Raw genomic sequence first — 15,596 nt, 5'->3', positions numbered from 1 at the left:
ATGGCTTCAAGCGTGCGCTCCCGCTTCGCTCCGCTGCTTCAGCTTCTGCTGTTGATTCTGTTGGCTCTGGTTGTGCTGGTGCCCCTGCTCTGGCTGGTCAGCACCTCGCTCAAGGGGCCTGCTGAAGACATTTTCTCCAGCCCCCCAGCCCTGCTTCCTGCGCAGCCCAGCCTGGAGGCCTACCGCCGACTCTTTCAGGACAATCCCCTGGGGCTCTATCTGCTGAACAGCACGATCGTGAGCGTGCTGGCGGTGGTGGCCAATTTGCTGTTCTGCTCCCTGGCCGCTTACCCCCTGGCGCGCATGCGCTTTGCAGGTCGTGGCCTGGTGCTGGCTCTGGTGGTCGCCACCATCCTGATTCCGTTTCAAGTGGTGATGATTCCCCTCTATCTCCTGATGGTGCAGCTGGGGCTACGCAACACCTTGATGGCCCTGGTGATTCCCCAAGCGGCCACTGCGTTTGGGCTCTATCTCCTGCGTCAGAGCTTTTTGGCCGTACCCGTGGAGCTGGAGGAAGCGGCTCGCATTGATGGTTGCAGCAAGCTCGGCGAGTGGTGGAACGTGATGATTCCTGCAGCCCGGGCCGATCTGATCACCTTGGCGATGTTTGTGTTCATCGGCACCTGGAGTGATTTCCTCTGGCCGCTGGTCATTCTCGATGATCCTCAGCTCTACACGCTTCCGCTTGGGCTGCAGCAATTGGCGAGCAGCTTCTCCCTTGATTGGCGCATCGTGGCGGCCGGATCTGTGGTTTCGATCCTGCCTGTGCTTGTGCTGTTCGTGTTGCTTCAGCGCTACATCCTGCCCAGCGCCAGCAGCGATGCGGTGAAGGGTTAAGGGGGATTGCTTACTCCTGAGGAGCCGGCAGGGGCAGTTCCAGACGGGGAAGTGGAGGGAGAAACGGGCGACCGTTTGCTTCTGGTTGTTGCTCCGCTTTCTGGCGTTCCCGCGCCTGCTTCTCGTCCTGCTCCCGTTGTTGCTTGACGGCTTTGAGCAGATCGCTGAACTGCCTCTCGAGGCTCTGTTGACGGAGCCGCAAGGTGCCCATCTGTTCCTCCAGCAGCCTGCGGTTGTTCACTTCCTCCCGCTGTTCGATCGCCTCCACTTGCTCCTGAAGGCTCTTCAGAACCGACGTTTGCTGAGCCAGGGCTTGCCAGAGCACCAGAAACAGAACGGTGAGCAGCGACACCAGGGCTGCGGGAAGCAACTTCCAAGCGGATCCGTTCATGCGTTTCTCCCCCCGTTGAGGCCCAGTCCGAGCGTTGCCGTTCCCAGGTGGTCGCTGAGGCGATCCAGATGGTGACCCACGCGCTGAGCCCAACGCAGAGCATCGAGCTGGAGGCCTCTGTCTTCAAGGCTGAGTTGCCCATCAGCTGATCGGGCGATCAGCCCATGCCGTTCCTGGTCCAGTTGTCGATCCAGCAGGGATGCCACCATGCTGCAGCGCTTCTGAAGTGCCAGCCAGCGTCTCTGGTCCAGATCGCCTGGGATTCGCAGGAGCAACGTCAGCAGCATGCGCCGGGTCGCTGCCAATGTCTCTGCGCTTTGCAGGCACTGGGTCCGTTCCTGTTCCGCCAGCCGACCCTGCAGCCGTTGGAGGTGATCGAGGGCATGCAGCAGATGCAGCAGAGCCTCCACCTGTTGGCGATTCAGGTTCACCAGATGGAGTTGATCAAGGAAGTGCTCCGCTTGGCCCAGGGACCGCGCCAAATCCTCCAAGTGCAGTTGCACCGGTTCTGGCGGCTGTCCGCCCAGGGTGTCGATCAAGAGCAGGATCTGTTGCCTCCAGAGCGCCCCCTGAGCCGCCAAGGCCAGGTTGATCGCTACGGAGAGATCGGCGGGGGGGTGTTGCCCTAGCTGCCAGGGACCTGGGCCGCGGTGCTCTGGCACCAAGGAGCGAATCAACGCGGCGAACGGACTGGTCAGCGGCAGGGCGATCACCACCCCCAGCAAGTTGAAGCCGGTGTGAAAGGCCGTCAGCGCAAAGGGGACATCCAGACCCATGCCCCCAGGCCAGGCGAGATCCAGACCTTTCAGATACAGCGGCAGCAGGACGAGCGCCATCAGCGCTGTGGCCAGGTTGAACACCACGTGCGCCAGGCCAGTGCGCCTGGCGCTCAGGCTGCCCCCAAGGCTGGCGATCAGCGCCGTGACTGTGGTGCCCACATCCATCCCGATCACCAGAGCGCAGGCCTGCGGAAGAGTCAGGGCTCCGGCGGCAAGACCGGTGAGCGTGGTCGCCACGCCGGCGCCGGAGGACTGGGTGATCAACGTGGCCAGCAGGCCAAGGAGCACCAGTTGCAAGCGACTGATCAGGTCGAGGCCGTCCAGCGCTGTGGTCGTCAGCAGGGGCCCATGGCCGGCCATGGCCTGCTGCAGCTGGCTGACTCCAAGAATCACCAACCCAAATCCGGCCAGGGCTGAGCCGATGGCTGGTGTGCGTTGCCGACCGATCAAGCGCAGAACGGCACCCACCAGAATGGCTGGGGTGAACAGGCTGGTGATGTTGAGCTTCAGGCCGATCACGGCCACGAGCCAGCCAAGACCGGTGCTGCCGATGTTGGCGCCGAAGATGATCCCCAGGGACGACTCGAAGCGGATTAACCCGGCGCTGACAAAGCCAACGGTCGCCACAGTCGTTGCGCTCGAGGATTGGAGAAGCGCAGTGCCCGCCGCCCCTGCGATCGCTCCGGATAGGGGGGTGCGAGTGAAGCGGAGCAGCGTCGCTCGCAGGCGACGGCCGGCGAGGGCCCGCAGGCCCTCGGTCATCACGGTCATACCGAGGAGGAACAAGCCGAGGCCGACCGCGACCTGAATCAGGATCGTGCTGGTGATCTCAGTTGCAGCCCTGAACGGAGATCCGGTAGCTGAAGCCGGTGGAATCCGGATCGCTTCCCGTTCCGATTTTGAAGTTGATCTGGCTCACCTTTTTCCCATCAGGGGCGCTGAAGGGGCCAAACATGCGGCCGGTTCCGATCGGCGGTGTCATCGACTCCTGCACCACCCGCAAGTTGCTTCCGTCGGTGAATTTCAGATAGGCCTCCACCGGATAGGTGCCACTGGCCGTGGAATCGGCCGTGAAAAAGAGCTTGTAGCTGCGGTAAACGCCGTTCACGGCAAAGTCGGTGTTCCAGTTGGTGCGGCCAAGAAGTTTGGGTTTGCCCACGCGCTTTTTGACGATGTCGCTGCTTCCGTCGCCCCCTACGGGAGGCAGAAAGGAGCAGGCGGCCTTCACGCTGCTCCCGATCAGGGTTGTGGTCAGGCCAATGGCGAGCATTCCAACGAGCGGAGCCTGCTGGCGGATCAACATCACGTCATCCATGGTCTAAAAACGTCTTAGCAGCGGTTCGCTCGATCAGCAGATGCGATAGACCGGGCGGGTTGAACGTCGCTGCTGATGTCCCTCGAAGATCTGGATCGTCTGTTGGCCTTGCGGGTTGAGGACGCCCAGCTCGCTGCTCAGCTTGCTCAGCCCTTGGGGGTGCAGGAGCTCTGTGAACTGGCCGCAGCTCGAGGTTTGGAGGTTGGTGAGGCGGATGTTCTCGCCGCCCAGCAGCGGGAGGAGTCGCGCTTGTCTCAGCAACAGTTGCAGGAGCGGGTTGCCCAGGAGGCTCGTCGCTTGCGCCACTTCATTCAGGGGTGATAGTCCTGGCCCTGCTGATGGCTTGGGTTCCCTCCATACCTTGATTCAGTGTTGCCGGACACGGCAGCCTCGGCCTCTTTGGCCTGAAGCTGTCCTCAGGTTGAAGTTGAAGTGGAATGACGTTCTGGCAGGAGTGGGCTCCCACCGAAGTTGCGAACACGGGCTGGGATCGTTTCTTCGACAAGGAGTCGTTGCCCCTTCTCCGTCAAGACGAAGTGGCTGAGGTGATGTCTGCTGAGGCTTATCTGTCTTGGGACGATCTCGTGGGTCAGCGCTGACCCTGTCAGCAGATGCTCACCAGGCAAGGCACGTGCAGATCCTCTCTCTAAGAAGGTTCTGACCTCCCTGGTTTGTCATGGCTTCGTTCACCATCGCGATTGAAGGTGGTTCCAGCTTCAGCTGTGCTGATGACCAGTACATCCTTGATGCCGCTGAAGAGCAGGGCATCGATCTGCCCTATTCCTGTCGTGCCGGTGCCTGCAGCACCTGCGCCGGCAAGATCATGAGCGGCAGTGTCGATCAATCGGATCAGAGCTTTCTCGATGACGATCAGATCGCCAAGGGGTATGCCCTGTTGTGTGTGAGCTATCCCCTCAGTGATTGCACGGTCAAGACTGACGTCGAAGACGAGCTCTGATTCAGCGGATCATCACCACGTCGGGGGTCTCACCCAGCACCTGACCCATGAGCAGGGCATGGGTGACGGCTCCTTCGTGGCTGTGAAAGGTCCAGGCGGATTCGGGTGTCGCGACACGCTCGATCCCCTGATCGACCTCGTTCACTCTGAAGTAGGTGCCGGCTTTGGGGCTGCGCAGCACGAAGCGTTCGATACGGGGGAGCAACATGGCTGTTCTCGTTGAGACTCATCTCCTGGCTAGCGCTGCTCAGCATCAGCTCAGTGCGCTCTTTCGTTTTCCTGCGCTTTTTCCCTTCGGGAAAGTTTGAACATCCGCCCGCTACAAACAACACGGTGCGATCCGGCTCGGGTGATGGGCTGCGGGACAACCTGCTGCGAGGGAACGCTGCAGCCCCCAAGGTGCCTGATCTCAAGTGACCGGGAGTGACGAGCGGCGCTCCCAGATCAAGCCCTCCGGAGCGGTGAACAGGCTCTGATGCCCTCCTTCGCGGAACCATGCCTCCGCCTGGGGCTCTAAGGCGGGTGCGTCCAGTTGCCAGCGGCTTCTGAAGTAGTCCTCCACGGCTGCATCGCTGGCGGGCTCTGCTTTGAGCCAGTGCACCAGCGCCAGCTTGAGGGGGCGGATCGTCAGCACTGCAATGCGATGCGTGGCGTTGTCGCTGACCGTCTCGATCTGTTCCTCCACCTGCTCATTCGCCACATAGAGGCGCAGCGTGCTGGTGCTGTCCCGCCCGTCGAGGGGGAACTTATTGAGGTAGAGGCGGCGTGCCTTTGGGAACAGGGCTGAAGGGGCCGACTGCATCAGCTGTGTGAAGGCCTGCTGCAGGCTGGAGCTGGGCATCGGGCTGGGAGGGGGCGACGCCTGCCCAGCATCACCCCTGGCAGCCCTGCGCCAACAGTGCGACGATGGGGACAGTTTTTGATCTGGACCGTGCCGGAGTCGGGGCGCTGCTTGTATCGATTGGTCGCCCTCGATGGCAGCCCTCATCCCGTTTTGGACACTCCCTATGACTCCAGAGAGGCGGCGGAGTCGGCGGCCCAGAGCTGGTGCACTGGTCAGGGGATGGCCTTTGGCGTCGGCCAGAGGGGAATCGCTCTAGAGGTGCAGACCCGCTCCGGGGCCTGGCGCACCGTCGGTTATCCGCTCAGTTGTCTTCGAGGCGCTAGACCTTGATCGGTTTCGCCGATCGATCATGTGGGTCAGTGTTGATCTGTGTGTGGTGCCGCTGGGTGTCGGTGTCTCGCTCGCGCCCTATGTGGCTGCCTGTCAGCAGGTGATCGAGGCGACGGGGCTTGACTTTGAGCTCGGGCCGAACGGTACGGCGATTGAGGGGGAGTGGGAGGCTGTCTTCGCCTGCGTGCAGGCCTGTCATGAAGCCGTGCATCACCTCGGTGCCCCGCGGATTTACACCACGCTCAAGGTCAATACCCGAGTTGATCGTCAGCAGTCATTTCGCGACAAGGTCGACAGCGTGATCGCCAGCCGTTCAGCCCGACCGGCCTGAATCCGTAGAACTTCGGTGCAAGAGAGGCACCCTGGAGTCGCTATGGGTCCAATAGGACTAGGACTGCGACTGATGGGTGATGGGGCGGTTGGCGTGGCTTGTGCTGTTCATGGGGGTGTCGGCGGCTGCTCCCCCGCAGGGCAGGGCTGAAAGTTGGGATCGGATTGGACGCTTTGCCGGGCTTCTGCGACAAGCGGGCACCCAGACATTGGTGGCGAAGGACTGCCCGCCGGCGCTGCTCGGAGCCTTTCATGCCGGCCGTAATGCCGTGCTGCTCTGTGCCAACAACCTCGCCAATGATCCGGCTCAGATCTGGACAGTGCTCGCCCATGAATCGGCCCATGTCATGCAGCATTGCCGTCAGGGCCCTCTGCTGCCGGACGATCAGATCACTGCCGCGATCGCCCAGGTGCGTCGGCAGGCTCCGGAGGCGTTGCAGGAACTGCGCCTCTACCACCACAGCCAGCATCGTGATGAGGTGGAAGCACGACTGGTGCAGGGTCTTCCTGCCGATGAGGTGGAGCATCTCTTCCGTCGCTTCTGTGCCGAACGGCTGATCCGGAGCTAATCCAGGAGTGAGGTGTCCCGGGAGAGGGCGGATGGAGGACCAAGACGATCCCGTTACGCCGCTGACCGGTCCCACCCTCGATGCTGAGGGGCATCTCACCTACGTCGGAGAGGACGGTCGGCGCTATGTGGTCGTCGATGGGGTGGAGCTGGATGCAGAGGGCTCTGCTCAGGTGATGGAGGCCCTTCAAGCCGCCGGCCCGTTGTTTCAGGAGATCGAGGCCCTTTGTCATGGCTGGCTCGATCTGGTGGCGGATTCCCCGCTTCTGCGAGAGGAGGCGATGGCTCTGCTGCTCGCCACCCTTGAAACCGTTCTTGAGGCCTCAGCAGACGACTCTGTCGATGACGACACCCCAGAGGGGAACGGCAATGACCAGAACGGAGCTGACCAGAACAACAACGATGAGAACACTCCCCAGCAGGACGGCTGAACGTCATTGCCTACGGTGATGACTCGTTTGTGCTGCGGTCTCCGATGGATTCCAGCCTTCGTGGCTACTGGCTGATGACCTGGCTCGGACTCGCCGGCAATGTGTTGGCCCTTCCCCTGATCGGGTGGATTGCCTTCACCTCTCCTGACTTGCGTGCGGCCAATCTCAGCGTGGCCTTTGGCCTGGCCTGGCCGGCTGCTGTTGTGGGCATCGTTGCCTGTGCCGGTCTGATCGCCCGCCGCCGCTGGGGGGTGATCGTGGCCATCGTTGCCCTTTCGATGGCCTTGGCTGCATCGCTGCCTTACGGCATTGTGCGCCTCGCGCTGATCTCCCTCGGCGCTGATGCGGTTCGCCTAGGAGCGCTTTCCCTGGTGCTCGCTCTTCTCAACTTGCTGGCTCTGCTCTATTGGTGCAGGCCTGAACATCGTCGTCAGAGCCTGCGCGCTGGCTTACGCGGGAGCGGAAGCCTGCTCTGAAGTCGATTCACGCGATCCCGGTCCTCTTCTCCGACATCCACCTGATGGTGGTGGTCAAACCAGCCGGGCTTCTCAGCCAGCCAGGGCTCGGGCCGGCGCAGGCAGACTCCCTGAGCAGCCGTTTACAAGTGGCTGAACCTTCGCTTCAGCTCGTGCATCGTTTGGATCGGGACACCTCCGGTCTGCTGGTGTTGGCCCGCTCTCCGGAAGCCCTGCGCCGGCTCAGTGCGCTTTTCGCCCAGAGGGCTGTTCAGAAGCTTTACGTCGCCGATGTCTGCGGTGCGCCGGCAACGCTGAGCGGTCGCATCGATCAGCCCCTGGCTCGTCTTGAGCGGCTACCGCCCCGTTATGGCAACCACCCCGGCGGTCGCCCGTCCCTGACCTGCTGGCGCTGGGCCGCTCCGGGTGATCGCTGCAGCAGGCTCTGGCTGCGGCCTCTGACCGGTCGCTCCCATCAGCTGCGGGCCCATCTCGCAGGGCTTGGTTTGCCGATCCTCGGCGATCCGATTTATGGATCCGGTGCTCAGCCCTCTGGGCTTGCCGTCACCCGCCTGCATCTGCACGCACTGGCCCTGGCCTTTCGGCATCCGTTCAGCGGCAGGCGACTGAGGGTTCATTCGCCGGTGCCCTTCGCGCTCCCAGCTCAGGCTGGATAGCCCTTGTAAGCCGGAATCGGATAGGGAATGCGGCGATGGCGCATCCGCCTCCAGACCTGCACGAACGCTCGCACCAGCAGCTCGACTTCCGCGCGCGTGAGGCTGCTGGACCGCAGCTGACCATCGCGGAGGCGTGATTCAACAATGCGCCGCACGGTCTCCCTTGCCTGCAGATCGCTGGTGTCCGGAGGAAGGGAGCGCAAAGCTGCTTCGCAGCCATCGGCCAACATCAAAATTCCTGTTTCCCGCGAGCGCGGTGTGGGGCCTCGATAGCGGAAACGTCCCTCGGGCACCTTGGGGTCGAGCTCCCGTGCTTTGTGAAGGAAATAGCCCATCTTGAGGGTTCCCTGATGCTCAGGGATGAAGTCGGCCACTGGGCGAGGTAAGCGATAGCGGCGGGCCAGCTTCAGCCCCTCGTCGACATGGGCCTGGAGTACTCCGGCACTAGCGAGGGGGTCATTGAGTCGGTCGTGGGGGTTTTCGCCGACCTGTGTCTGGTTTTCGATGAACCAGTCAGGGGCATGCAACTTGCCGACATCGTGATACAAGGCGCCGGTGCGAATGAGATCGACATCGGCTCCGATCGCACGGGCTCCTCCCTCCGCCAGGCTGCAGATCATCAGCGTGTGCTCGAAGGTGCCTGGAGCCTCAGAGGAAAGGCGTCGCAGGAGGGGACGCTCCTGATCGGCCAACTCCATCAGACGGGCACGAGTGAGCAGTCCAAAGGAGCTTTCCAGTAGTGGAATCAGCAGGATCGCCCCCATGAGCAGCAGTCCCATCAGCAGGGCTTCAGAAGCCAGCTCTCCGGCATTGGGGGCGAGGCGCGTCCAGGCGCTCATGCCCGCATTGATCTGACTGCGCAATAACAGCCATTCGACCAGCAGAGCAGTCAGCGGTAGAAGCACCGCCAGCTGCAGCAACTGGGCGCGGCTGCGAAGGCGTCCGGCCTGAAGTGCCGCCACGGCGGCGATGGCGGCGGCGATCATCAGTCGCCCCTCACCGAGACCATTCACCGGCAGGGGCCACAGCAGGCTGGCGATCGCCATCCAGGCCAGGCCACAGCTGGTTCCTAACCCCTGGGCAAGCAGCAGGGTTGGCGGCACGATCACCGCTAGAGGGCTGACGGCAGCGCCGAACCAAAGCTTCGCCGCTTGCACGATGAGAAGCAGCCCGAGGGCCAGAAGGGCATGGGAGGCCTCCAGGCAGGGACGCTCCCGGCGCATGATCAGCACCATTACTCCACAACCGGCCAAGGCCTCTGTGAACCGCGACATCCAGACGCCAAGACGGGGGCTGCGATTCACCAGGCCGAAGTAATCGAGCACGTCATAGGCCTGGGGACTGATGGGTTCTCCCTTGCGGGTGATCAGATCCCCCCGGGTGACCTCGATGGTGGGAATCCCCTGATTGGTGATCAGCTTCTCGATTAAGCGCTGACTGCGCACTGGATCCGTGCGCAGGTTGCTCGAGCCCTGGAAGGTGGTTGCTAGCAGCTTGCTGCCGAGTGTTTTCCTTGGATCCTTTGCGTCTCCAAGGGTCGTGAGCTGCAGGGAGGCCGCTTTGCGCAGCTGTTCTACTGCCAGGGTGTTCACCAATCCCTGGCTGAGCATGCGGTCAGCTGCCCGCCTGAGGGCCATATCCCATTGGCGACGTTCCCCTTGGCTACGGCCTGTGAGCCAGGCCTGTTCAGGATTGCTCAGGTTGACGGGTCCGATGCGTTCGGCGTCATCACTGCGTGCCACCCGTTCCAATTCGGCCAGCTGCCGCTCCAGTCGTTCCCGAAGCCTCTTGGTTTCCTCAAGGTCGATCACCTGCACGAATGTGCGTGGCACTAGGCTGGAACGGCGCTGTTCCAGGGCTTCGCTATCCACGACCCGAGCACTTTTGGGGGCGACGGCATCGAAGGGGGCTGGCAGACCGGGACGCAGGTTTGGCTCCACGAGCCACGGCCAGCTGGAGACCAGCGCCACGAGGAGGCAGACAAGAAGAAGCCCTGCTTTTTGATGGTTGCGCCAGCGCAGCACGGGGCGAGTGGGCGACTCGCTGCGCAACCAGCTCTGCCAGAGCTGACCTAGGCGATGGAGGCGAATCACAGCCGAGGGCATCCGTTTGCACGCTAGCTCTATCGGGCGGGCATGCTGGGGTGAGGTGCTGACCCGGTGATGGCCCTGAAGCTGGATGGCAGGCAGCTTGCTGCAGAAATCGAAGAGAGGTTGCAGGCTGCTGTTGAACGCTGCAGCAAGTCGGCTGGGCGTCCACCCGGTCTCGCTGTGCTGCGGGTCGGTGATGACCCCGCCAGTGGTGTCTACGTCGCCAACAAGGAAAAAGCCTGTAGCCGCATCGGCATCGCCAGCTATGGGGCGCATCTACCCGCCAGCTCAACCCAGGAGCAGGTTTTAAACACGATCAACTCCCTCAATGCTGACGAGCGGGTGGATGGGATCCTTCTCCAGCTCCCCCTGCCTGCTCACCTCGACGAGGGGCCTCTCATTGCCGCCATCGATCCTGATAAGGACGCCGATGGCTTGCACACCTTCAATCTGGGGCGACTGCTCAAGGGAGAACCCGGACCCCGCAGCTGCACACCCGCTGGGGTGATGGCCCTGCTTCGGCGTCATGCGTTGCCGCTCGAGGGCCGTCGGGCCGTTGTGGTGGGGCGCAGCATCCTGGTCGGTCAGCCCATGGCGTTGATGCTTCAGGCGGCCAATGCCACCGTCACCGTCGCCCATTCCCGGACTCGCGAGTTAGAGAGCGTCACCCGGGAGGCGGAGGTGTTGGTGGTGGCCGCAGGCCGTCCCCGCATGATCGGAGCGGAGCATGTCTCCCCTGGAGCGGTTGTCGTTGATGTGGGAATTCATCGCCTGCCGCTGCCGCCCGATGCTCCCGAGGGCGCCAAAGCGAAACTCTGCGGTGATGTGAGGGCTGAGGAGATCGAGGAGCTCGTGTCAGCCCTCTCCCCGGTGCCTGGAGGTGTCGGACCGATGACGGTCGCGATGCTTTTGGTCAACACAGTGGTGGCCTGGTGCCATCGCCATGGGCTCGACCACGACCTGGACGATCTGGTGGTCTGAAGCCCGATCCTTCAATGGCCTGTTGTCTAACCAGCCTGCTGTTCTGTGTCGCCACGGGAGGGCTTGGCCCTCCGGCCTGAGAGAATCCGGCCAACGATTGATGTTCCATGACCGCCGCGGCGACCAGTTCCGATAACGCCCGGCCGGCGGGAGCACCCGAGGACTTTGATTTCAATTCCTATCTCGCGGCTCGCAAGTCCGAGGTGGAAGCTGCTCTAGACGCGGCTCTGGGCCCTGAACGACCGGAGTCGCTCCGTGAGGCGATGCGCTACTCGCTGCTGGCCGGTGGTAAGCGCTTGCGGCCGATTCTCTGCTTGGCGGCCTGTGAACTCGCTGGTGGTGATCCGGCGCTGGCCATGCCGACGGCTGTGGCCCTGGAGATGATCCACACCATGTCGCTGATCCATGACGATCTCCCCGCCATGGATAACGATGATTTGCGGCGGGGTCGCCCCACGAACCACAAGGTCTATGGCGAAGCGGTGGCGATCCTCGCGGGCGATGCCCTGCTCACCCGTGCCTTTGAGATGGTCGCTCTGCGCAGTCCTGGAGTGCCAGCGGAACGCCTGATCAAGGTGGTGGCCGAACTCTCTCTTGTGGCAGGAGCCCCTGGACTGGTGGGGGGCCAGGTGGTGGACCTGGAGAGTGAGGGGAAGGACGTGGATCTCGAGACCCTCGAATACATCCATCTCCATAAGACGGGCGCCCTGCTCAAGGCCTGCGTGATCACCGGTGCCTTGATTGCCGGAGCCGATGCCACCCGCATCGCTTCCCTCGGTACCTATGCCCGTGGGATCGGCCTGGCCTTCCAGATCGTTGATGACATCCTTGATGTGACCGCCAGCAGTGATGTGCTCGGAAAAACGGCTGGCAAGGATCTGATCGCCGACAAGACGACCTACCCAAAGCTGCTGGGTCTCGAGGAGTCCAGGGCCAGGGCCAGAGCGCTGGTGGAGGAAGCCAAGGCGTCTCTGTCTCTCTTCAAGGGAGACGGTGGAGGGCTGGCCAAGGCAGCACCTCTACTGGCTCTGGCTGATTACGTGATCGGACGCGACCGATGATCCTGGCTGATGTCACGGCTCCAGCAAGCCTTTCGCTTCTCGACAATGCTGTATTGGCCTGGGGACTCGCGGCCTGTGGCCTCGCTCAGTTCTCCAAGTTGTTCATTGAGCTACTCCTGCATCGTCGTTGGCGACCGGCCGTTCTGATCGAGACGGGGGGCATGCCCTCCAGTCATTCCGCGCTGGTGACCGGTACCGCCGCTGGTGTGGGTTGGCAGCTTGGGTTCGCTGATCCTGTGTTCGCGCTCGCCGCGACCGTCGCCTTTGTGGTGATGTACGACGCCAGTGGGATCCGGCGGGCCGCAGGCTTCACGGCTGCACGGGTGAATGCGCTTCCCGCATCCAATTGGTCGCCCCCCCCCGAGAAACCTCTGAAGGAGACCCTGGGGCATTCCAGGCTTGAGGTATTCGTTGGCAGCGTGCTCGGTCCGGCGATCGCTCTTCCAGGTCTCGCTTTGTTCGGCTCCCCCTGGCATCTGGCCCAGGGGCTTCTTCAGGCCCTGGGGTGAATCGCTTGCCAGCATCCAGTCCTGATCTCACTGGCGATCAGCGGCAAGCGGCAGAGGCCTTCAGCCGTTGGCTTGCAGGCTCCGAGTCCGGGGTCCCCTTCGTGCTTAGCGGCTATGCGGGTAGCGGCAAGACGTTTCTCTCGATGCGCTTGCTCAGGCAGGTTGATGCCGCGGGACTCTGCTGGACCGTGGTCGCCCCCACCCATAAGGCGGTTGGCGTCCTGCGCCAGGCGCTCAACCTCGAGGGGCTTCAGCCCACCTGGTATCCCTCCACCATCCACCGTCTGTTACGGCTCAAGCTCCGTCGCCAGGGTGATCGCGAGCTCTGTGAGCCGACCGAGCAGACGGCGATGGCCCTGGAGCATCTGGGTCTGGTCTTGATCGATGAGGCCTCGATGGTCGACAGCTCGCTGTTGTCCATCGCCTTGCAGTGCGCCCATCCATTCAAAACGCGGTTGGTGTTTGTCGGTGATCCGGCCCAGTTGCCCCCTGTCGGTGAAATGGAAAGTCCTGTGTTCGCCATGGGCCGTGCTTGCACCACAAGTCTCACGGAGGTGGTGCGCCACCAAGGTCCGGTGCTTCAGCTGGCGAGTTGCCTTCGCGATGGCCGGATTGCCTGTGATCGCCCGCCGTTGCTGCCACCTTTGCGCTCTCCCCAGGGGACTGTGGCGGCGTTGGATCGCAGCCAGTGGCTGGCCCGGGCCCAGGAAGCGTTGCGGCAGGCCTCGATCACGGACAATCCTGATGCAGCAAGGATTCTCTGCTGGACCAACCGCAGCCTGGAGCAGCTGGTTCCCCATGCCCGCCGAGCGATTCATGGAGATCTGGCTGATCAGATGCCGGTGTTGCCCGGAGAGGTATTGATCACCCGCACCGCTGTGATGGCGCCCGCCTCGAGGGATGGGGCGGAGACGGGCGAAGAGCCTGATCTCGTGCTGGGCTCCAATCGCGAACTGGTGGTGGAGGATGTGACCCCAGAGCGCTGCGATCTCGCTGAGTTTGGGCTCAGCGATGCGGATCTTCGGGGCGATGGGCAGCTGGCCCTTGCCGGGCTTGGGGTTCCTGTGATCGACACCCTGATGGCACGGGTGCGCTGTGGTGAGCTTGAGCTCAGCCTGAGGCTGTTGCCACCGGTGGGTTCGGAAGCGCGCCAATTGCTCGATCGCCTGTTGCAGCGCCTGCGCGTGCAGGCCAGGGATGCCGGCAAGCGGGATGGCCGAGCGCTTTGGCGGCGTTTCTTTCTCATCCGCGATGCCTTCGCTTCCCTCGGACCTGCGGCCGTTCTGACGGTCCATCGCAGTCAGGGCAGCAGCTTCGGGGAGGTTTTTGTGGCCGATGACGTCTTCTGGTCCAACGACCTGTCCCTGCGACGTCAGTTGGTGTACGTGGCCGTTAGCAGGGCCCGCCATGGGGTCTGGATGGTTGGACGGTCCAGCGCCAGTCGAGAGTCGCAGCTGCGTTGGCAGGAGGCGCTCAGATCAGCCTGAGACCACTCACCCCCTGCCAGCCCAGGTAGATCCCCAGGCCAAGGCTGACGCCACCGACCACCAGACCACTGCGGGCGAAAAGGATCTGTTTCCCTTGTTCCAGCAAGGGCACGACCTTCTCTCGGCCAATCATCACGGCCACCAGGGGGGCGAGCAGCAGCAGGCTTGCACCGAGGGTGAAAGCCAGCAGCGCGACCAATTCCTGCCAGGTCGGTGCTTGGGCTGCGAGAACAACACCTGCTGACTTGGCGAAGAGCACGAGGTCGTCGGGACTGATCACCTCCCCCGCTGCGCCAAGGAGCAGGAGCAGTGGCAACGGCATGGCCACTAAGCGGTCGATGCTGGTGGTCCAACTGGGCGGTTCTGCTCCCTCTGAAAGGGAGTGCAGGAGCTCTCGACCGCCAATGGCGATCAGTGCTCCGCCCGCCACCAGATCAAGGCCCGTGCGGTGGTGGGATCCATGGCTCATATCAAGCACAAGGGTGTGACCCACGGTCACCAGCAGGGTTGCGGTGAGCATTGTGGTGACCACCCAGCCCGCCACAAACCAGCCGCCGCGGCGCAGGGGCTGGGGCCCCAGCAACAGGAGCAGCAGAACGGCAATGTGAATGGGCGAGAGACCGATGCCCGTGCCGTAGGCCAGCAGTTCCGCCCAGAGAGTGGTGTCGCTCATCAGAACCGGCCGTCGGCCGGAGCATTCCAACGAACGATCGCACGGTTTTCGCGCTCGAATCCCAGCACGCAGATGCTTCCTGTACCGAGCTTCAACAAGCTGCCACCCACAGCACCCAGACCCAGCCAGGTTCCCGCCAGCGCCCGCAGCAGGTGTCCGTGAGCGAATAGAGCCACATCCCCTGGTTCGGAGACCTCCAGGGCGCGTTGGATGGCGATTTCGCAGCGCTTCTGCACGGCCTCGGCATCCTCCCCGTTGGGGCAACCATGGCTCCAGACCGTCCAACCCGGCACCGTCTTGCGGATCTCCGGCGTGGTGATGCCCTCGTAGTCGCCGTAGTCCCACTCCAGGAGTTCCTCCATCACCTGGGCTTGCTCCCCGAGGCCGCCCAGTTCACAGGTGCGACGGGCGCGTTGCAAGGGTGATGTGAAGACTGCTGCGAAGGGCTGTGCCTTTAGCACCGGTGCCAGCCGACGTGCTTCCTCCTCGCCCTCAGGAAGCAGCGGAAGGTCGGTGCTGCCGGTGTGGCGTCCGTTTTTGGCCCATTCCGTGGCGCCATGGCGCAGCAACCAGATTTGGCGGTCTGCCGTCATGGCCTCACCTCAAACCAGTCGTCACCCGTGATGGGTAGGTGACTCAGCCGCACCGTGCGCACATTGGCGGCGCTAGGGCCTCGTTCACACCAGAGGCGCAGTTCATTGAGGGTCATGGGGTTCCCCTCGGCCTGCACCTCCACTCGGCCATTGCTGAGGTTTCGCACCCATCCACTCAGCCCCAGTTCCGTGGCTCGCCTGCAGCAGCTGCTGCGGAAGCCGACGCCCTGCACGTCTCCATCCACCATCAGTCGCCAGCGTTCCTGCAGGGGGGAGGAGCGTGGCGG

23 protein-coding genes are annotated in these 15,596 nt (G+C 63.1%); 14 read left to right on the top strand and 9 right to left on the bottom strand.

Annotated elements, in window-relative coordinates; translation table 11 throughout:
* Positions 1–837 (top strand): carbohydrate ABC transporter permease, encoded by an 837-nt coding sequence (locus CWE17_RS00265; RefSeq protein WP_131454381.1) that lies wholly within the window; start codon positions 1–3, stop codon positions 835–837.
* A gap of 10 nt (positions 838–847) precedes the next feature.
* Here CWE17_RS00265 and CWE17_RS00260 read toward each other — a convergent pair whose 3' ends face one another.
* The 3 genes from CWE17_RS00260 to CWE17_RS00250 are packed head-to-tail and all read right to left on the bottom strand — an operon-like array spanning position 848 to position 3,277.
* The gene (locus tag CWE17_RS00260) at positions 848–1,228 is read right to left on the bottom strand and encodes a signal protein (RefSeq protein WP_131454380.1); all 381 of its coding nucleotides are present in this window, start codon (positions 1,226–1,228) and stop codon (positions 848–850) included.
* Positions 1,225–2,793, bottom strand: coding sequence for a Na/Pi cotransporter family protein (locus tag CWE17_RS00255; protein ID WP_131454379.1), 1,569 nt, complete (start codon positions 2,791–2,793; stop codon positions 1,225–1,227). Before CWE17_RS00255 ends, CWE17_RS00260 begins: the two co-directional genes overlap by 4 nt.
* A gap of 43 nt (positions 2,794–2,836) precedes the next feature.
* Positions 2,837–3,277: a hypothetical protein gene (locus CWE17_RS00250; RefSeq protein WP_131454777.1), complete on the bottom strand. Its 441-nt coding sequence runs from the start codon at positions 3,275–3,277 to the stop codon at positions 2,837–2,839.
* A gap of 120 nt (positions 3,278–3,397) precedes the next feature.
* Here CWE17_RS00250 and CWE17_RS00245 point away from each other — a divergent pair, with 120 nt between their 5' ends.
* From CWE17_RS00245 to CWE17_RS00240, 3 genes are all read left to right on the top strand, one after another.
* Positions 3,398–3,643 (top strand): Nif11-like leader peptide family natural product precursor, encoded by a 246-nt coding sequence (locus tag CWE17_RS00245; protein WP_131454378.1) that lies wholly within the window; start codon positions 3,398–3,400, stop codon positions 3,641–3,643.
* A 116-nt stretch (positions 3,644–3,759) separates the two neighbouring features.
* Positions 3,760–3,921: a hypothetical protein gene (locus CWE17_RS12050; protein ID WP_161971401.1), complete on the top strand. Its 162-nt coding sequence runs from the start codon at positions 3,760–3,762 to the stop codon at positions 3,919–3,921.
* 77 nt (positions 3,922–3,998) lie between these two features.
* The gene (locus tag CWE17_RS00240; protein ID WP_131454377.1) at positions 3,999–4,280 is read left to right on the top strand and encodes a 2Fe-2S iron-sulfur cluster-binding protein; all 282 of its coding nucleotides are present in this window, start codon (positions 3,999–4,001) and stop codon (positions 4,278–4,280) included.
* A 1-nt stretch (position 4,281) separates the two neighbouring features.
* Here CWE17_RS00240 and CWE17_RS00235 read toward each other — a convergent pair whose 3' ends face one another.
* Both CWE17_RS00235 and CWE17_RS00230 read right to left on the bottom strand, forming a co-directional pair.
* Positions 4,282–4,488 (bottom strand): hypothetical protein, encoded by a 207-nt coding sequence (locus tag CWE17_RS00235; RefSeq protein ID WP_131454376.1) that lies wholly within the window; start codon positions 4,486–4,488, stop codon positions 4,282–4,284.
* A 201-nt stretch (positions 4,489–4,689) separates the two neighbouring features.
* Positions 4,690–5,121 (bottom strand): hypothetical protein, encoded by a 432-nt coding sequence (locus CWE17_RS00230; protein WP_131454375.1) that lies wholly within the window; start codon positions 5,119–5,121, stop codon positions 4,690–4,692.
* 90 nt (positions 5,122–5,211) lie between these two features.
* On the opposite strand from CWE17_RS00230, the gene CWE17_RS00225 reads away from it, so the two are divergent.
* From CWE17_RS00225 to CWE17_RS00200, 6 genes are all read left to right on the top strand, one after another.
* On the top strand, positions 5,212–5,454 hold the full coding sequence (locus CWE17_RS00225; protein ID WP_131454374.1) for a hypothetical protein: 243 nt from the start codon (positions 5,212–5,214) through the stop codon (positions 5,452–5,454).
* Between the two features lie 19 nt (positions 5,455–5,473).
* Positions 5,474–5,785 (top strand): MTH1187 family thiamine-binding protein, encoded by a 312-nt coding sequence (locus CWE17_RS00220; RefSeq protein WP_131454373.1) that lies wholly within the window; start codon positions 5,474–5,476, stop codon positions 5,783–5,785.
* Positions 5,786–5,864: 79 nt separating this feature from the next.
* On the top strand, positions 5,865–6,353 hold the full coding sequence (locus CWE17_RS00215; RefSeq protein WP_370318251.1) for a hypothetical protein: 489 nt from the start codon (positions 5,865–5,867) through the stop codon (positions 6,351–6,353).
* Positions 6,354–6,384: 31 nt separating this feature from the next.
* Positions 6,385–6,783, top strand: coding sequence for a hypothetical protein (locus CWE17_RS00210; RefSeq protein ID WP_240789173.1), 399 nt, complete (start codon positions 6,385–6,387; stop codon positions 6,781–6,783).
* A 44-nt stretch (positions 6,784–6,827) separates the two neighbouring features.
* A complete protein-coding gene (locus CWE17_RS00205) occupies positions 6,828–7,259 on the top strand; it encodes a hypothetical protein (protein WP_131454372.1) in 432 nt (143 codons plus the stop codon).
* A gap of 44 nt (positions 7,260–7,303) precedes the next feature.
* Positions 7,304–7,915, top strand: coding sequence for an RluA family pseudouridine synthase (locus CWE17_RS00200; RefSeq protein ID WP_131454371.1), 612 nt, complete (start codon positions 7,304–7,306; stop codon positions 7,913–7,915).
* Here CWE17_RS00200 and CWE17_RS00195 read toward each other — a convergent pair.
* Positions 7,903–10,020: an HDIG domain-containing metalloprotein gene (locus CWE17_RS00195; RefSeq protein ID WP_206338332.1), complete on the bottom strand. Its 2,118-nt coding sequence runs from the start codon at positions 10,018–10,020 to the stop codon at positions 7,903–7,905. The two genes, CWE17_RS00200 and CWE17_RS00195, sit on opposite strands and share 13 nt — an antisense overlap.
* Positions 10,021–10,077: 57 nt before the next feature.
* Between CWE17_RS00195 and folD the strand changes: the two genes are divergently transcribed.
* From folD to CWE17_RS00175, 4 genes are all read left to right on the top strand, one after another.
* Positions 10,078–10,986, top strand: a complete 909-nt coding sequence (folD, locus tag CWE17_RS00190) for a bifunctional methylenetetrahydrofolate dehydrogenase/methenyltetrahydrofolate cyclohydrolase FolD (RefSeq protein WP_131454370.1) — start codon at positions 10,078–10,080, stop codon at positions 10,984–10,986.
* Positions 10,987–11,093: 107 nt separating this feature from the next.
* Entirely contained in the window at positions 11,094–12,047 is a 954-nt protein-coding gene (crtE, locus tag CWE17_RS00185) for a geranylgeranyl diphosphate synthase CrtE (RefSeq protein WP_131454369.1), read from the top strand.
* Positions 12,044–12,556, top strand: a complete 513-nt coding sequence (locus CWE17_RS00180; RefSeq protein WP_131454368.1) for a divergent PAP2 family protein — start codon at positions 12,044–12,046, stop codon at positions 12,554–12,556. Before crtE ends, CWE17_RS00180 begins: the two co-directional genes overlap by 4 nt.
* Positions 12,553–14,043, top strand: coding sequence for an AAA family ATPase (locus CWE17_RS00175; protein WP_131454367.1), 1,491 nt, complete (start codon positions 12,553–12,555; stop codon positions 14,041–14,043). The genes CWE17_RS00180 and CWE17_RS00175 overlap by 4 nt, the downstream gene beginning before the upstream one ends.
* On the opposite strand, the gene CWE17_RS00170 is transcribed toward CWE17_RS00175, so the two are convergent.
* Genes CWE17_RS00170 through CWE17_RS00160 form a run of 3 tightly spaced genes read right to left on the bottom strand, consistent with a single transcriptional unit; the run spans position 14,030 to position 15,557 of the window.
* On the bottom strand, positions 14,030–14,716 hold the full coding sequence (locus tag CWE17_RS00170; protein WP_131454366.1) for a GAP family protein: 687 nt from the start codon (positions 14,714–14,716) through the stop codon (positions 14,030–14,032). The genes CWE17_RS00175 and CWE17_RS00170 overlap by 14 nt on opposite strands.
* The gene (locus tag CWE17_RS00165) at positions 14,716–15,309 is read right to left on the bottom strand and encodes a histidine phosphatase family protein (protein ID WP_131454365.1); all 594 of its coding nucleotides are present in this window, start codon (positions 15,307–15,309) and stop codon (positions 14,716–14,718) included. Before CWE17_RS00165 ends, CWE17_RS00170 begins: the two co-directional genes overlap by 1 nt.
* On the bottom strand, positions 15,306–15,557 hold the full coding sequence (locus CWE17_RS00160) for an acylphosphatase (protein ID WP_240789172.1): 252 nt from the start codon (positions 15,555–15,557) through the stop codon (positions 15,306–15,308). Before CWE17_RS00160 ends, CWE17_RS00165 begins: the two co-directional genes overlap by 4 nt.
* Between the last annotated feature and the right edge of the window lie 39 nt (positions 15,558–15,596).

The organism is Synechococcus sp. BS56D (genome assembly GCF_004332405.1).
Classification (GTDB): Bacteria; Cyanobacteriota; Cyanobacteriia; order PCC-6307; family Cyanobiaceae; genus Synechococcus_C.
The sequence above is the reverse complement of the archived record's forward strand: the minus strand, read 5'-3'. Positions and strand labels throughout refer to the sequence as shown.

What these genes read in the sequence shown, in the direction of transcription:
- CWE17_RS00195 (WP_206338332.1), bottom strand. Translation starts at nt 10,020, where the DNA reads ATGCCCTCGGCTGTGATTCGCCTCCATCGCCTAGGTCAGCTCTGGCAG.
- crtE (WP_131454369.1), top strand. Translation starts at nt 11,094, where the DNA reads ATGACCGCCGCGGCGACCAGTTCCGATAACGCCCGGCCGGCGGGAGCA.
- CWE17_RS00205 (WP_131454372.1), top strand. Translation starts at nt 6,828, where the DNA reads ATGGATTCCAGCCTTCGTGGCTACTGGCTGATGACCTGGCTCGGACTC.
- CWE17_RS00265 (WP_131454381.1), top strand. Translation starts at nt 1, where the DNA reads ATGGCTTCAAGCGTGCGCTCCCGCTTCGCTCCGCTGCTTCAGCTTCTG.
- CWE17_RS00235 (WP_131454376.1), bottom strand. Translation starts at nt 4,488, where the DNA reads ATGTTGCTCCCCCGTATCGAACGCTTCGTGCTGCGCAGCCCCAAAGCC.
- CWE17_RS00215 (WP_370318251.1), top strand. Translation starts at nt 5,865, where the DNA reads ATGGGGCGGTTGGCGTGGCTTGTGCTGTTCATGGGGGTGTCGGCGGCT.
- CWE17_RS00240 (WP_131454377.1), top strand. Translation starts at nt 3,999, where the DNA reads ATGGCTTCGTTCACCATCGCGATTGAAGGTGGTTCCAGCTTCAGCTGT.
- CWE17_RS00200 (WP_131454371.1), top strand. Translation starts at nt 7,304, where the DNA reads ATGGTGGTGGTCAAACCAGCCGGGCTTCTCAGCCAGCCAGGGCTCGGG.
- CWE17_RS00165 (WP_131454365.1), bottom strand. Translation starts at nt 15,309, where the DNA reads ATGACGGCAGACCGCCAAATCTGGTTGCTGCGCCATGGCGCCACGGAA.
- CWE17_RS00180 (WP_131454368.1), top strand. Translation starts at nt 12,044, where the DNA reads ATGATCCTGGCTGATGTCACGGCTCCAGCAAGCCTTTCGCTTCTCGAC.
- folD (WP_131454370.1), top strand. Translation starts at nt 10,078, where the DNA reads ATGGCCCTGAAGCTGGATGGCAGGCAGCTTGCTGCAGAAATCGAAGAG.
- CWE17_RS00220 (WP_131454373.1), top strand. Translation starts at nt 5,474, where the DNA reads ATGTGGGTCAGTGTTGATCTGTGTGTGGTGCCGCTGGGTGTCGGTGTC.
- CWE17_RS00245 (WP_131454378.1), top strand. Translation starts at nt 3,398, where the DNA reads ATGTCCCTCGAAGATCTGGATCGTCTGTTGGCCTTGCGGGTTGAGGAC.
- CWE17_RS00230 (WP_131454375.1), bottom strand. Translation starts at nt 5,121, where the DNA reads ATGCCCAGCTCCAGCCTGCAGCAGGCCTTCACACAGCTGATGCAGTCG.
- CWE17_RS00250 (WP_131454777.1), bottom strand. Translation starts at nt 3,277, where the DNA reads ATGCTCGCCATTGGCCTGACCACAACCCTGATCGGGAGCAGCGTGAAG.
- CWE17_RS00170 (WP_131454366.1), bottom strand. Translation starts at nt 14,716, where the DNA reads ATGAGCGACACCACTCTCTGGGCGGAACTGCTGGCCTACGGCACGGGC.
- CWE17_RS12050 (WP_161971401.1), top strand. Translation starts at nt 3,760, where the DNA reads ATGACGTTCTGGCAGGAGTGGGCTCCCACCGAAGTTGCGAACACGGGC.
- CWE17_RS00210 (WP_240789173.1), top strand. Translation starts at nt 6,385, where the DNA reads ATGGAGGACCAAGACGATCCCGTTACGCCGCTGACCGGTCCCACCCTC.
- CWE17_RS00160 (WP_240789172.1), bottom strand. Translation starts at nt 15,557, where the DNA reads ATGGTGGATGGAGACGTGCAGGGCGTCGGCTTCCGCAGCAGCTGCTGC.
- CWE17_RS00260 (WP_131454380.1), bottom strand. Translation starts at nt 1,228, where the DNA reads ATGAACGGATCCGCTTGGAAGTTGCTTCCCGCAGCCCTGGTGTCGCTG.